This is a genomic window from Paraburkholderia sp. A1BS-2L, assembly GCF_051125205.1.
GTDB lineage: Bacteria > Pseudomonadota > Gammaproteobacteria > Burkholderiales > Burkholderiaceae > Paraburkholderia.
On sequence record NZ_CP120430.1, the window covers coordinates 1,108,681 to 1,123,977 of the forward strand.

Sequence of the window (15,297 nt, forward strand, 5' to 3'; positions counted from 1 at the left end):
GGGGATGCCGGGCGCTGAATTGCCTCACAGTGTAATAGCCACATCAAACAGTACAACTAACAAATCACGGGAAGTTTCTGATCGCCATGAAAACTGCGAACTTTTTGACGACTGGAACGGAAGCGGCAACTGCCCCGCAGGCGCTGGACCCGCGCCCTGTGCGTGAAGCCGGGGCGTCGCCTCAGCCTGCCCCCGCGCAAATGGCGTTTACGGGACGCATCGTGGTGGGGCTGCTCGGCATGTTGTTCGCTTCGTTGCTGGCCATCCTCAACGAACAGGTGACCGCGGCAGCGATGGCTGATATCCAGGGCGCGTTCCTGATCGGGCACGACGACGGGACGTGGCTCACGTCGCTTTTCGAAGCCGCCAATGTCGCGACGATGGTATTCGCCCCCTGGTTCGGCATCACGTTTACGCTCAAGCGCTTCACGATCGGCGCCGTGCTCGCCACGATGTTTTTCGGATTGCTGTGCCCGTTTGCGCCGAATCTGGCGACGCTCTACGTCTTGCGTATCCTCCAGGGAATCGCGGGCGGCTGCCTGCCCCCCATGCTGATCATCGTGGCGCTGCGTTATCTGCCGCCTAAATTCAAGCTGTATGGGCTCGCCGGCTATGCGCTCACGGCAACCTTCGGGCCGGCGCTCGGCACCCCGCTCGCCGCGTTATGGACGGAATTCGTGAGCTGGCGCATGGCGTTCTGGCAAATCATTCCGCTCGGCGTGCTGTGCTGTATCGCGATTCAGCAGGGGCTGCCCACCGATCCGGTCAAGCTCGAGCGCTTTCGTACGTTCAACTGGATCGGGTTGATTACGGGCTTCCCCGCGTTCGCCATGCTCGTGACCGGGCTTTTGCAAGGCGACCGGCTCGACTGGTTCGAATCAGAGTTTATTCGCATGATGTTTGGCGGCGGTGGCCTGTTGCTCGTGATCTTCCTGGTCAACGAGTGGTTTCAGCCTGTGCCTTTCTTCAAGCTCCAGTTACTCGAGCGCAGAAACTTCACGCACGGACTTTCGACCTTGCTCGGCACCGTGATCCTGCTCGTGGGCGTCGCGGCAATACCCGGGCAGTTTCTCGCCAAAGTTCACGCATACCGGCCGCTGCAGACGGCGCCGCTCTCGCTGTTGCTTGCCATTCCGCTGCTGATTACGCTCCCTTTGTCGGCGGCTTTGTTGAATACGCGGCGCGCCGATCACCGCTGGGTGATCGCAATCGGACTGTCGCTCATGTTCACGACGTGCGCACTCGGCAGCTTCATGACGTCCGAGTGGATTCGCGACAACTTTTATGTACTCCAGGCGCTGCAGATCATCGCACAACCCATGGTGATCATGTCGATCCTCATGGGTGTCACGACGGGGCTGCCGCCAACGGAGGGCCCGTTCGCCTCGGCCATGTTCAATACGTTCAAGACGTTCGCCGCCGCCATCGCGACGGGTCTGATCGAGGGTGTAGGCACTACGCGCGAACATTTCCATTCGAGCATGCTCGTCGATCAGCTGGGCAACCGCGCGCTAGTGGCAGGCCCGGGCCTCGACACCCCTTACGCGCTGGGCCAGCTCGCGCACCGTATTCATGAGCAGGCCGTCGTGCTGACTTCCGCCGATCTCTACCGGGTGATGGCGTGCGTTGCGCTCGTTCTGCTTCTTCTTGTTCCAGTGCTGCCGGTGCGGATCTATCCGCCGTGGAGCACTACGCCGCCCGCTTCGAAATGAGGTCCTTTTTCCATGTCATCGACTAAACCCACCCCCGCACCGTCCAGGTTGAAATGGCTTCCTGTCGCAGCAGTCGTCGCCGTTGTCGGCATCGCTGCATGGGCCGGCACGAAGCTCCTGTCTCACTCGAGTTCGGAATCCACGAATGACGCCTACGTCACCGCGGACTTCACGCTCGTCGCGCCGCGAGTCCAAGGGCAGATTACGGACGTACTGGTGAACGACAACGAGGACGTGAAGGCGGGTCAGCTGCTGGTGCGCATCGACGGCCGCGGCTATCGCGCCGCGTTGATGAGCGCCGAGGCGGAGGTGGTGGCCGCAAAGGCGTCGGTGGCGAACTTTGACGCGCAGATCGCACGCCAGCCCTCGCTCGTCGATCAGGCGCGCGCTACGCTGCGCGCCGACGATGCATCGATTGGCTTCGCGCGGGCCAACGCGGCGCGCTACCAGAATCTTTCCACGGCGGGGGCGGGGACCGCGCAGGAACAGCAACAGGCTTCGAGCACGCTCGCCGAGCAGCTTGCGCAGCAGTCACACGATCAGGCGGTGCTGTCGGCCACCCAGCAGAATCTGGACGTCCTGCGCACGGAGCGCGACAAGGCCGCTGGCGCGCTTCAACACGCGGAAGCGGTGGTTGAACAGGCGAAGCTCAACCTCTCCTACACGGAAATCCGCGCGCCCGTCGACGGCAAGGTGGGACGCCGCTCGGCGCGGGTCGGTGCCTTCGTGACGCCCGGCGCCCCTGTGCTGGCAATCGTCCCGCTTTCGGATGCATATGTCGTCGCCAACTTCCAGGAGAGCCAGATCACCAACATGCGGCCCGGCGAAAGCGTGCGCGTGACCGTCGACAGCCTTCCCGGCGTCGTGATCCATGGCCGCATCGACAGCCTTGCGCCGGCGACCGGCGTGAGCTTTGCGCCGATCGCACCCGACAACGCAACGGGCAATTTCACGAAGGTGGTGCAGCGCGTGCCCGTCAAGATCACGATCGATCGCGGGCAGCCTGCTGCGGCGGAATTGAGCGTCGGGCTCTCGGTGGAAGCCGAAGTCGCCGTTGGCCGGGGCGCCGAAGCGATGGCTGAAGGAGCGGAAAGGAAATGAACACGAGCCAACCTTCTAGCCGAGCGATCCTGCTCACGGTTCTCGCATGTCTCGCAATGGCTGCTTGCACGGTGGGTCCGAACTTCAAACCGCCAAAGTCGCCTACACCGGCGGTTTTCAACCGTACACAGAGGGCGCAGGCGCCGAGCAAAGCTGTGGAAGGCCAGTTCGGTCCGGAATGGTGGACGCTGTTCAACGACCCAGTATTGAACGGCCTGGAGAAGCAACTCGCCGACGCGAACCTGGACGTTGCAGCCGCTTCTGCGCGGCTGCTGCAAAGTCGGGCCGAGCGCCGCGTGGCCGGCGCAGCCGAATATCCGACGCTGGACGGCGCAGCATCGTATAACCGCGAACGCGGCAGTGAAAACGGCATTCTCTCGCTGCTTGGCGTGACGCCGACGCAAAGTCAGCCGCAGTCGGCCTCCGGCAGCGCGCCGCTAGGCGTGGCGGCCATGCCGGGCTCGAAGGGTTCGCCCGCCTATAACCTGTATCAGGTCGGTTTCGACGCCTCATGGGAGATCGATATCTGGGGCCGCGTGCGGCGCAGCGTGGAAGCGGCGACGGCGCTTTCGGAAGCCTCGTATGAGGACCGGAACGCAGTCTTGCTCAGCGCGCGAGCGGAGCTTGCGCGAGACTATATCGAGCTGCGCGACACACAGGAACTGCTGCAGATCGCGCATCAAAACCTGGACATCGCCAACGACGCGCTGAAGCTTACCCAGGTGCGTGCGCATGAAGGCGTCACGACGGATCTCGATGTTTCGAACGCTTCGGCGCAGGTGGAGAACATCGAAAGTCTGATTCCCACCCTCGAATCACACTCCGAAACGACGATCAATGCAATCGGCCTGCTGCTCGGCGAGGAACCTGGCGCACTGCGCCAGACGCTTGTTGCAACGCAGGAGGTGCCCGTCCTGCCGGCGCAGGTGCCGATCGGCTTTCCTTCCGAACTCGTGCAGCGCCGGCCGGATATCCGCAAGGCGGAAGCCGAACTGCACGCGGCGACGGCGTCGATTGGCGTGGCGAAGGCGGATTTTTATCCGCGCATCATGCTCAATGGCAGCGCGGGATTTCAGAGTCTTCAGCTTTCGAGTCTGGCCAGTTGGGCGTCCGGGCAGTTCGTCGTTGGCCCTTCCATTACATTTCCCATCTTCGAAGGCGGTCGCTTGAAGGGAACGCTCCAGCTGCGTGAAGCGCAACAGCAGGAGGCTGCGATTGCGTACAAGGAAACGGTGCTGCGCGCGTGGCAGGAGGTGGACGACGCGCTGGTCACCTACGACGCCGAACAGCGCCGCCGCAACCGGCTGGCCCAGGCCGTGACCATGAACGAGCGTGCGCTTTCGGTCGCGCGGGAGCGGTACAAGGCCGGGGCGCTCGATTACCTCGACGTATTGAATGTGCAGAAGCAGCTGCTCGAAGCACAAAGCAATCTCGAGCAAAGCAGAGCCACGGCGGCCACGAATCTCATTACGCTTTGTAAAGCGCTGGGCGGGGGATGGGAGTCGACGTATGGGGGGTAATCCATAGCCCGAAGCACGCCGTTTCCAACTAGTCGGGGCTCTTGTTCTGCGCCTCGCCAGCCTATCTCGCGCACGGGGCGCACCGCTTGCCATCGACGATCTGCTACCGCACAGGCCGATCCTGCAGAGAGACGCAGTGATGCCCAGGTTGCCTTGCGTCGAGGCTTCGCAGGCTCCTTGTATCCGCTCATCATTGTTCAGGACAATCGGTGATGCTGCGGCGCTCGCATGGCGTAAAGACAATACGCGTCTGTATGCCGATCTTCAGGAGCGCGAAGCAAAGGTGCGGCGCCTCGTGGACTCCAATATCATCGGCATCGATATATGGGACTTCGAAGGCAATGTCGTCGAGGCCAACGATGCGTTTCTGCGCATCGTGGGTTACACCCGCGAAGATCTCCGTTCGGGGCAGATTCGCTGGCCCGACCTGACGCCGCCGGAATGGCATGAGCGCGACGAACGTGTGAATGCCGAATTGCAGGCCAGTGGCAGCGCCAAACCGTTCGAGAAGGAATATGCTCGCAAGGACGGCAGCCGCGTGTCCGTCATGGTCGGCGCGGCGGCATTCGGCGACCGTGAGGGGCAGGGCGTCGCGTTCATACTCGAGCTGACTGAGCCGAAGCGCGCGCAACAGGATGTGTGCGACCGCGAGCGACGCTACCGTGAACTCCAGACGGTGCTGGCGCATTCGAACCGCGTGGCGACGATGGGGCATCTATCGGCGTCGATCGCCCACGAAGTGAAGCAGCCGATTACCGCTATCGCAGCGTACGCGAGCGCCGCCTTGCGCTGGCTCGCGGGCTGCCCGCCAAACTTCGACGAAGCGCGTCTCGCACTCGCCAGGATCGTCGCGGATTGCGTCCGCGCCAATGGCATTGTCGACAGGACCCGCACCTACTTCAAAAAAGAGCCGCTGCGTACAGACGGGCTCGATGTCAGCGACATGATTCGGGAACTGATCGCGCTCATGCGCGGCGAAGCCAGCAAGTCCGGTGTCGAACTCACGGTGGAGCTTGCGGAGGGGTTACCGCGCGTTCAGGGCGACCGGGTGCAACTGCAGCAGGTCATGCTCAATCTGATGATCAACGCCCTCGAAGCGATGAGCGACATGAAAGCCGGCAAGCGCAAGCTGCTGATCCAGACGGGCAGGACCGACGATACCGAGCTTTGCATTACCGTGCAGGATTCCGGGCCGGGACTCGCCGCCGGCTACCTCGAGTGCATATTCGAGGCCTTTTTCACTACCAAGCCCGATGGTCTCGGCATGGGGTTGCCCATCTGCCGCTCGATCGTGCAAAGCCACGGCGGGCAGTTATGGGTGACGGCAAACGACCCTGTCGGCGCCAGCTTCCATTTCACGCTCCCCGCACAACGTCAAGCTTCGTTGCCAGCGCGCATTTAGCGCTGCGTCCCATTCGACCCTTCAGATCGCGGCGATTTCCGCTTTGCCGCGATGGCCGGAAATGAGCCCGGAATGTCCCCAAACCGGCGCAGCTAGCCCATCAGCCGGGAGCCGTAATACGTAGACTGTTCTCGTCGGCGGTCAATGACTGCCGGTCCTGGCGGGGAGTCATGGAGATGCCCGGCCACTTGACTTGATGCGCGCTGCAATGCGAACTCTGTTCTATCCGCGGGCAGCGCCCAAATCCCCTTAAAGGAAGGACGTATGAGCGAAGCAAACCAGGGCGCGGTGCGCCAACTGAATCATTTCATCGACGGTCAAAGCGCCGCTGGAACGAGCGGGCGATTCAACGACGTGTACGATCCGGCGCAGGGCCGTATTACTGCACGCGTACCGGTTGCTAACGCCGATCAGGTTGCCGCAGCCGTGGCGGCTGCCAAGGCTGCATTCCCGGCGTGGAGCGAAACCCCACCCCTCAAGCGCGGGCGCTTGATGTTCAAGTTCAAGGAACTGCTCGAGGCGCACCTCGACGAAATTGCCGAACTCATTACGCGCGATCATGGCAAGCTTTTTTCGGACGCAAAGGGCGAGGTCATGCGCGGTATCGAAATCGTCGAATTCGCGTGCGGCATTCCGAACCTGCTCAAGACCGGTTTCACCGATCAAAGCAGCAGCGGCGTCGACAGCTGGAATCTGCGCCAACCCCTGGGCGTGATTGCCGGCGTCACACCGTTCAATTTCCCGGTGGTGGTGCCATGCTGGATGTTCGTCATGGCTGCCGCGACCGGCAACACGTTCATCCTCAAGCCTTCGGAGCGCACGCCGACGTCGTCGATCCGGCTGGCGGAACTCTTTGTCGAGGCGGGCTTTCCCAAAGGTGTCTTCAACGTGGTGAACGGCGACAAGGGCACCGTCGATGCGCTGATTCAGCATCCCGACGTGGCCGCGATGTCCGTCGTCGCCTCCACGCCGGTGGCCGAATATATCTATGCAGAGGGCGCCAAACGCGGCAAGCGTGTGCAGGCGTTGGGCAGTGCGAAGAATCATCTCGTCGTCTTGCCCGACGCGAATCTCGATCAGGCCGTCGATGCGCTGATCAATTCGGCATACGGCTCGGCGGGCGAACGCTGCATGGCGACTTCGGTGGCGGTGGCGGTGGGGAGCATTGGCGACGAATTGATCGAGCGTCTCGCACCGCGCGTGCGCGCGCTGCGCATCGGTGCGGGTATGCAGCCAGATCTGGATATGGGGCCTCTCATCAGCGCCGCGCATCGCACCAAGGTGCTGGGTTATATCGACGCGGGCGTCGCCGCTGGCGCGAAGCTCGTGGTGGACGGGCGTGGTCATACCATGGCGGGGCACGAGGAGGGCTTCTTCCTCGGCGGCTCGCTCTTCGACGACGTGCAGCCGGATATGAAGATCTACCGGGAAGAAATTTTCGGGCCGGTGCTTTCTGTGGTGCGCGTGCCGGATCTCGCCAGTGCGATTGAACTCGTCAATGCACACGAACTGGGCAATTGCGTCGCGCTGTTCACGGCTGATGGCGCGGCAGCACGTACGTTTACCCGGCAGATTCAAATCGGCATGGTGGGCATCAACATGCCGAGTCCGGTGCCGTCAGCGTGGCATTCGTTCGGGGGCTGGAAGCGTTCGCTGTTCGGCGATCATCATGCATATGGCGAGGAAGCGGTGCGCTTCTATACGCGCTACAAGAGCGTGACGCAGCGCTGGCCCGACGCGTGAATTCGCCGTGCGCTTGAGGATAGCCGGCGCGGGTATGGCCGGCTATCGGGGCGCCGCCATGGCGCAGGCAATAAACCGCTAATATCGACGCGGGGTTCACAGAACAAAGCCACCAGCATGCCGGAAACACGCAATGGACCGAATCGACGCCATGAAGGTTTTCGTCGCCACGCTCGACGAGGGAAGTCTCGCGGGTGCCGGCCGGCGTCTTGGCCGCTCGCCCGCTGCGGTGAGCCGCGCCATTGCGTTCCTCGAAGCGCACACCGGCACGCCGCTCCTGTACCGCACTACGCGCACGATCCGACTGAGCGACGCCGGCGAGCGCTATGTCCTCGCGTGCCGGCGCATTTTGGCCGATCTCGAAGAAGCCGATCTGCTCGCAGCCGACGAACGCTCCGCGCCGCGCGGGCTGCTGGGCGTGACGGCGGCCGTGGCCGTGGGCGAAGAGGTGCTGCGCCCGATGATCGAGGCATTCCTTGACCGTCACCCCGAGGTGTCGCTGCGCCTGCACCTGCTCGACCGGCCGGTGAGCCTCGTCGACGAGGGGATCGACGTGGCGTTGCGCATCGCGCATCTGCAAGATTCGACGCTCGTCGCCATTCCGGTAGGCGAGGTGCGGCGCGTGGTGGTGGCTTCGCCCGGCTATCTCGCCACGCATCCGGCCATCGCGGCGCCCGCCGATCTCGCGGGCCACGCGATCATTTCGATGACGCATTTCGGGCTCGACTCGTGGAGCTTCCCGGCGGCGCGCCAGACCGCGCTGCCCCAGGTCGTGCAGTTCTCGCCGCGCTTCATCGTGAATACGATACGCGCGGCGCGGGCTTCGGCCGTGGCGGGGCATGGCGTCACGCGGCTCTTTTCCTATCACGTGGCCGAGGAGGTCGAGGCGGGCCGGCTCAAGATCGTGCTGCGCGACAGCGAGCATGGGCCGCTGCCCGCGAACCTTGTCACGCCGCACGGGCGCCTTTCGGTGCCGAAGGTGCGCAGCTTCGTCGATTTCGCCGCGCCACGCCTGCGTGAGTACTTCGAGCAGGCCCGGCGCATTACTGACGCCGATTGAGCGGCATTCGCCTGAGGGACGTTCGCCCATTCGTTCGCGATACGGAAGAATGACTTCCGTACCCCATTCATTCTCTCGATGCGCGATCTAACCTAGACTGACTTCCATCTTCAGGGCGCTTCATTGCTCGCCCGCCGGGAATCACCATGCATCAAGCCGTCTCGAATCCGTCCGCGCCCGCGGCCTTCAACGTGTGGCGGGGCACGCTCGCGGGGGCCTGCGCGAGCCTCATCGGCATTGGCCTCGCGCGGTTCGCCTACACGCCGCTGTTGCCCGCCATCATCGGCGCGCACTGGTTTCCGGCCTCGACCGCTGCCTACCTCGGCGCCGCCAACCTGGGCGGCTATCTGGCCGGTGCGCTGCTCGCGGGCGCCATTCCAGCGCTCGGCCTCTTCGGCACGGAAGGTCTCATGGTGTCGGCGGTGCTGGTGGGCGCATTCACGCCCGGCATCGTGCCGCTCGTGCTCGGCCGCGTGAACGAGTTGCTCGCGCACCATCCGTCCGCCGTGAAAGACGCGTGGAGTCGGGCCACGACGAGCTTCGCCGTGATGCAGGCGGTTGCGGCCTACGGCCTGTCGTTCGTGTTCTCGTCGAGCGGCGGCAATTACCTCGTGCTGTTCGCGATCGGCGCCGCGGCGCTCGTGCTCGCGCTCTTCGTCGATCTCTTCTCCGCGTTGAGGGCCAAGTGAATACCACCGTATCTTCCCCGTCGGCTGCGCTACGGCAGACCAGGCCGCAGCCGCGCGGCTACGCCGAGCGCAACGTCCAGTACTGGCGGCGCAATCTCGCCGTGTGCGTGATCGGCTCGTTCACGACGCTCGTGAGCCTCAGCATGCTGCTGCCGTTCCTGCCGCTCTATGTGCGGCAGCTCGGCGTGACCTCGCAGTCCGCCGTGATCCAGTGGTCGGGCGTGGCATTCGGCGCGACCTTTCTCGGCACAGCGCTCACCGCGCCACTCTGGGGGCGCCTTGCGGACCGTTATGGGCGCAAGCCCATGCTCGTGCGCGCGGCCATCGGCATGGCCGTCGTGATGTCCCTGATCGGCGTGGCGCACAATGTGTACGAGCTCGTCGCGCTGCGACTGATCGCCGGCCTTGTAGGTGGATACGCGTCGGCTTCCACCGTGATGGTCGGCACCCAGACGCCGCGCGAGCGAGCGGGCTGGGCGCTCGGCATTCTCTCAACGGGCGCGCTCTCGGGCAATCTCGTCGGGCCGTTGGTGGGCGGCGTGCTGCCCGGCTGGATCGGCATTCGCGGCACGTTTTTCGCGGGCGGCGCGATGATCGCCGTGGCGGCGCTGTTGACCATCTTCGTGGTGAAGGAAGCGTTTCATCCGGAAAGCGACGCGAAACCGCACGCAGGCAACGCCGCGGCCGGTTCGGGCAGTGGCGCGCGCCGGCCCGACTATGCGGTGGTGGCCGCGCTGCTCGTGACCGCGATGATGGTACTGCTCGCCAACATGTCGATCGAGCCCGTCATCACGGTTTATATCGGCAGTCTGGGCGTGGGCGCGGCGCATCTCGCGCGCGTGGCGGGCGTGGTCATGGCATGCTCGGCGCTTGGCAGTATGCTCACGGCGGCGCGCCTCGGCGCACTGGCCGACCGCTTCGGGAGCTGGCGCGTGATCGTCGCCTGCCTCGTGCTCACGGGGCTCGCGATGGTGCCGCAAGCGTTCGTCACGCACTGGTGGCAGCTTGGTGGCCTGCGCGTGGTGATGGGCATGACGCTCGCGGGGCTCTTACCTTCCATCGGCAAGCTCGCGCGGCAGTCGGTAGACGAAAGCAAAACGGGCCGCATGCTCGGTTATCTGCAGTCGGCGCAATTCAGTGGGCAGGTGGTAGGCCCGGTGATCGGCGGCGTGATCGGCGTTCACTTCGGCCTGCACGCCGTGTTCTTCGCCACCGGCGCGCTGCTGATCGCTTGCGGCGGACTCGCGCGCTGGGCCCAGCGTCGCGCACACGCTTGAAACCGGAACGCATTCTGAGGGAACGCAACATGAGCACTCAAGCGAACGACCGGGCGTTGCTGCGCTCGCTCGGCATTCAGAAACCGATCATTCAGGCGCCCATGGCGGGCACCGCCACGCCGGCGCTGGCCGCCGCCGTGTCGAACGCCGGTGCGCTCGGCTCGTTGGGCGTGGCCGCGATGAGCGCAGAGTACGCGCGCAAGGCCATTCATCAGACGCGCGAGCTGACGGCGAAACCGTTCAACGTCAACGTGTTCTGCCATCGCCCGGCCACGCCCGACGCGGCCGTGGAGCGTGCGTGGCTCGACTGGCTGGAGCCGGTGTTCCGGCAATACGGCGCGACGCCGCCACAGTCGCTTACGGAGATCTACACGAGCTTCGTCGCGGACAAGGCCATGCAGAGCATGCTGCTGCAAGAAAAGCCGGCGATCGTGAGCTTTCATTTCGGCCTGCCGCCCGATGCGGTGATCGCCGAACTCAAGCACGCGGGCATCCGTTTGCTTGCGAGCGCGACGAATCTCGACGAAGCCGCCGCGGCGGTCGAGGCGGGTGTGGATGCGATCGTCGCGCAGGGCGTCGAGGCGGGCGGTCATCGCGGCGTGTTCGATCAGCGGGCGCGTGACGATGGCCTCGGCACCTTCGCGCTCACGCGCCTTCTGGTGAGCGAACTCGACGTGCCCGTGATCGCGGCTGGCGGCATCATGGACGGCGCGGGCATCGCCGCCGCGCTCGCGCTGGGCGCGCAGGCGGCGCAACTGGGCACGGCGTTCGTGGCCTGCCCCGAGAGCGCCGCCGACGAAGGGTATCGTGCCGCCCTGCTCGGCGACGCGGCACGCCATACGACGTTCACTGCGGCGATCTCGGGCCGCGTCGCGCGCAGCCTCGTCAACCGTTTCACTGCATTAGGCGAAGACCCGGACGCGCCGCGCATTCCGTCGTATCCGATCACCTACGATGCGGGGAAGTCGCTCAATGCGGCCGCGAAGGCCAAAGGCGAATTCGGCTATGGCGCGCAATGGGCGGGGCAGGCCGCACCGCTCGCGCGAGCGCTGCCCGCCGCCGAGCTGGTGGCGCGACTGGAGTGCGAGACGCGCGAGAGCATCGCAATGTTGCAGTCGGTGTGGGCTTGAGCGGGGGTAACGCCCGCACTCTGAAATAACATCGGCACACGCGACGGAGGTGCGTGCCGATGTTCCGTTGCGGGGTTTAGCACGCTTTCAGGCAGTCACAATCTGCGCGATTACTACGAGTTCGACGGGCAAATTCACGGGCAGTTGTGGATGCGAGACCGCGGAGCGCGCGTGCCCGGCCTTCTCGCCGAGCACGGCAGCGAAGGGAACCGACGCGGCGTCGAGCACGACGGGCTGCTCAAAAAAAGCGTTCGGCGCTGCTCGCGCCTTCCATGTGCACGATGTGATGCAGGCGCTGTAAGCTGCCGAGGCGCCGCTTGATCTGCGTGAGCACGTTCAAGGCGGTGAATTGCGCGGCCTCGTGGCCTTGTTCGAGCGTCAGTTCCGCATCCACGCGTCCGGTCCACCGCAGCTTGCCGTTGGCGAGCGGCCCTGGCCGGAGATGACGAGCGGATCGCCCGCCTCGAAAGTGGCGGTGTAGTTGCCGAGCGGTTGCGGCGCAGCGGGCAAGGCGAGACCGAGATTAGGCAAGTTTTTGTTAGACCGACACGAGGTTCTCCTCCAATGGTAATGAGCATTCGCCTCATGTTGGAACCTTCAGGATAGAGCGAAAACAACAAGCGCAAACAGAAGCAAGCAGGAGAAAACGGGCATGCAACGCAAATTCGATGATCTGCAGCTGGGCAGCATTGAACTGTTCTGCCAGGCGGCGGAGCTGGGCAGCTTCACGCTGGCGGCCAATGCCGCGAGCGTCACGCCCGCCGCGGTGAGCCGCTCTGTGGCGCGGCTCGAAGAGCGGCTCGGCGTGCGCCTGTTCGTGCGCACGACGCGCCAGATCCGCCTGACCGATGCGGGGCGGCGCTACTTCGAGCAGTGCCGCCAGGCGCTCTCGCAACTCGTGGACGCCGAGCGCGAAGTCACGGGCGAGCAGACCACGCCGGCTGGCGTGCTGCGCATCAGCATGCCCACGCCCTATGGACACTATCGCGTGCTGCCGCTCTTGCCAGCATTTCGCGAGCGCTATCCGCAGGTGCGGGTCGACACGCATCTGAGCAACCGCAACATCGACTTTGCCGACGAAGGCTTCGACCTGGCGATTCGCGGGCGCGCGCCCGCCGATTCCAGCCTGGTCGCGCGCAAGCTGGAAGACGCAGAGATGGTGGTGGTGGCCACGCCCGCTTATCTGAAGCGCGCGGGCGTGCCGAGGACCGTGGCGGACCTGCAGTCGTTCGAATGCATACAGTTCGAGCTGCCAAGTAGTGGACGTCACCTTGCGTGGACCTTCGACGGCAATACCAGTGAAGATGGCGATGTGATCACGAGCGGAAGTTACGGCACTTCGGGCGACGCGCTCGCCGGCGTGACGCTCGCGCGTGCGGGGGCGGGGCTCTTCCAGACGTATCGCTTCGTGGTGGCGGATGATCTCCGCGAAGGCAGGCTCGTGGAGGTGCTGCGTGAGGAGGGTGGGCGTACCCGGCCGTTTATCCTGCTGTATCCGCATGCGCGCTATTTGACGTCGCGCGTACGGGCGTTCGTGGATTTTCTGGTGGAGCAGTTGGCGGCGCCTGCGGTTGCGCCGCGCGCGAAGCGAGCGCGGTAAGGGTCTCCTACGAGCACGACCAATGCAATAGCCTCCCCGTTGGTTCGTTTTTCTGACTCCACGCTGCCAGCAGAAGCGCCGGTGGCCGCCATATTTTCTGGCGACGTAAAGGCGAAAGGGAGGTGGAATTCAATGACGACAACGCGGTCATGGCACAGTGTCCGATGTATGGTCGGCACACGTGGTTAACCGGTCGTCGCGAGTATGCGTGCACCCCAAGCCCAATTGGAAGGCGTCCATGGGCTAACGTCATATTAGCGGCTCTGGTGCAAATAGCCGTAGGGGCGTAGATGCCTTCAGTAAATAAGGTATCCTTATTTGTCGAACAGGACGCCATTCCATGCGGAGGGCGCAGTGGCATTCTTGAGCCTGAGAGCGCGGAGGTCGAACTGACCCTTGCGAATGCGATGCATCAACTCGATGCCTGAAATCGTGATCGCGGCACTCCTGAACCGTTTGAAGCCGAGCATCACGTTTATTCTGGACTTGATGTTTCGATGGTCCTGTTCGATCAGATTGTTCAGGTACTTCGAGGTCCGGACCTTCGTATCCTCAGGCAACAGGCCATCGCCCTTCATCTCGCGTATCGCGCGGTGCGAGGCAGCGTATCCATCAAGCGTGATCTTCTCTGGAGGCTGGCCCGGATGTTTGATGGCCTTGCTGACAAAGGCTTTGGCCGCAGTTACATCTCGCTTCGCCCTGAGAACCTGTCCGCATTTTTGTGGGCGAGGCGGTTAAAGGAATCGTTACCCGCGCGCCTGCGTGAATCGATCACCAAACAGGATAGCAAACTGGTTCATGGCCGACTTCCAATCGAAGGCAGCGCGAACAGATTTTGCCAGGACATTGCGTAGCGCCAGCCAGAGCAGCTTGATGGCAGCCTCGTCGTTCGGGAAGTGGCCGCGGGTCTTGATGATCTTGCGTAGCTGCATGTTCAGACTCTCAATGGCGTTCGTTGTGTACACAACGCGCCGGATCTCCGGCGGAAACGCGAAGAACGGCGTGACGTGCTCCCACGCGCGCTGCCACGACTGCACGATCATCGGGTATCTGAGGCCCCAGGGACCATCAGCAAACGCCTGCAGCGCCTGCTGCGCGGCCTGCTCGCTGGCGGCGGAGTAGACCGGTCGCAGCGCCGCCGCAAGGGCCTTGCGGTCCTTGTAGCTGGCATAATCCAGGCTGTTGCGGATCAGGTGCACGATGCAGGTCTGCACGGCCGTGCGGGGGTAAGCGGTGCCGATTGCGTCGGCCAGTCCCTTCAGGCCGTCAACCACCGCAATCAGGATGTCCTGGCAGCCACGGGCCTTCAGTTCGTTGAACACCTTGAGCCAGAACTTCGCGCCTTCGGTCTGCTCGATCCACAGGCCCAGTACATCGCGCTGGCCATCGGCCTGAATGCCCAGTGCCAGATAGACCGCCTTGTTGCTGACCACGCCGTCGTCGCGGATCTTGACGCGCAGGGCGTCGAAGAACACCACCGGGTACATCGCATCGAGCGGACGGTTCTGCCAGGCCAGCGTTTCGGCCATCACCTCGTCGGTGACCGAGCTGATGAAATCAGGCGACACCTCGGTGCCGTAGCTTTCGGCCAGAAAGGCCTGAATCTCGCGCACGCTCATACCGCGCGCGTACATCGCGATGATGCGCTCGTCGAATCCGGTGAAGCGGCGTTCGTGTTTGGGGATCAGGATGGGTTCGAAGCTGCCGTCACGGTCGCGAGGCACCTCGACGCGCACGGGGCCGCGATCGGTGATGACTGTCTTGCCACTGGCGCCGTTGCGCTCGTTGGCTTGCCCGGCCGGTTTGGACTGGCCCGGTGGGTAGCCCAGATGCAGGTTCATCTCTGCACCCATTGCCCGCTCGATAACTGCCTTGTTGAACGCCAGCATCAGGTCCTGCACCTCGGCCGGCGTCATCGGCCCCTTGACCAGCTCGTCCAGCAGCGCCTTGGGCAGTTCAGGCAGCGGCCCTCGGGCCGCTGCCTGAGACGCCACCGTACGTTTCTTTTTCATTGGCATATCCATGACTTTTACCTCTCATGATATGCCTCACCCACAAAATGC

The 15,297-nt window shown here is 63.9% G+C and carries 11 protein-coding genes and 2 pseudogenes; 10 read left to right on the forward strand and 3 right to left on the reverse strand.

Annotated elements, in window-relative coordinates:
- The first annotated feature begins 86 nt into the window (after positions 1-86).
- From P5W98_RS29600 to P5W98_RS29640, 9 genes are all read left to right on the forward strand, one after another.
- Entirely contained in the window at positions 87-1,712 is a 1,626-nt protein-coding gene (locus P5W98_RS29600; RefSeq protein WP_421027339.1) for an MFS transporter, read from the forward strand.
- A gap of 12 nt (positions 1,713-1,724) precedes the next feature.
- Complete coding sequence (locus P5W98_RS29605; protein ID WP_421027340.1) at positions 1,725-2,813, forward strand: HlyD family secretion protein; 1,089 nt, start codon at positions 1,725-1,727, stop codon at positions 2,811-2,813.
- Complete coding sequence (locus P5W98_RS29610; RefSeq protein WP_421027341.1) at positions 2,810-4,333, forward strand: efflux transporter outer membrane subunit; 1,524 nt, start codon at positions 2,810-2,812, stop codon at positions 4,331-4,333. Before P5W98_RS29605 ends, P5W98_RS29610 begins: the two co-directional genes overlap by 4 nt.
- Positions 4,334-4,472: 139 nt before the next feature.
- On the forward strand, positions 4,473-5,735 hold the full coding sequence (locus P5W98_RS29615) for a sensor histidine kinase (protein WP_421027342.1): 1,263 nt from the start codon (positions 4,473-4,475) through the stop codon (positions 5,733-5,735).
- A 264-nt stretch (positions 5,736-5,999) separates the two neighbouring features.
- Positions 6,000-7,478, forward strand: a complete 1,479-nt coding sequence (locus P5W98_RS29620) for a CoA-acylating methylmalonate-semialdehyde dehydrogenase (protein WP_421027343.1) — start codon at positions 6,000-6,002, stop codon at positions 7,476-7,478.
- 133 nt (positions 7,479-7,611) lie between these two features.
- On the forward strand, positions 7,612-8,538 hold the full coding sequence (locus P5W98_RS29625; protein ID WP_421027344.1) for a LysR family transcriptional regulator: 927 nt from the start codon (positions 7,612-7,614) through the stop codon (positions 8,536-8,538).
- 146 nt (positions 8,539-8,684) lie between these two features.
- A complete protein-coding gene (locus tag P5W98_RS29630) occupies positions 8,685-9,227 on the forward strand; it encodes a YbfB/YjiJ family MFS transporter (protein WP_421027345.1) in 543 nt (180 codons plus the stop codon).
- The gene (locus tag P5W98_RS29635) at positions 9,224-10,504 is read left to right on the forward strand and encodes an MFS transporter (protein WP_421027346.1); all 1,281 of its coding nucleotides are present in this window, start codon (positions 9,224-9,226) and stop codon (positions 10,502-10,504) included. Before P5W98_RS29630 ends, P5W98_RS29635 begins: the two co-directional genes overlap by 4 nt.
- 29 nt (positions 10,505-10,533) lie before the next feature.
- On the forward strand, positions 10,534-11,634 hold the full coding sequence (locus P5W98_RS29640; protein WP_421027347.1) for an NAD(P)H-dependent flavin oxidoreductase: 1,101 nt from the start codon (positions 10,534-10,536) through the stop codon (positions 11,632-11,634).
- A gap of 87 nt (positions 11,635-11,721) precedes the next feature.
- Here the strand turns inward: P5W98_RS29640 and P5W98_RS29645 are convergent.
- Positions 11,722-12,165: pseudogene (locus P5W98_RS29645) on the reverse strand (RidA family protein).
- Positions 12,166-12,286: 121 nt separating this feature from the next.
- Between P5W98_RS29645 and P5W98_RS29650 the strand changes: the two are divergent.
- Positions 12,287-13,234, forward strand: a complete 948-nt coding sequence (locus P5W98_RS29650; RefSeq protein ID WP_421027348.1) for a LysR family transcriptional regulator — start codon at positions 12,287-12,289, stop codon at positions 13,232-13,234.
- A gap of 314 nt (positions 13,235-13,548) precedes the next feature.
- Here P5W98_RS29650 and P5W98_RS29655 read toward each other — a convergent pair.
- Positions 13,549-13,941: pseudogene (locus P5W98_RS29655) on the reverse strand (DDE-type integrase/transposase/recombinase); the annotation flags it as partial.
- 39 nt (positions 13,942-13,980) lie between these two features.
- Positions 13,981-15,252: an IS256 family transposase gene (locus P5W98_RS29660; protein ID WP_421025294.1), complete on the reverse strand. Its 1,272-nt coding sequence runs from the start codon at positions 15,250-15,252 to the stop codon at positions 13,981-13,983.
- Positions 15,253-15,297: the final 45 nt, after the last annotated feature.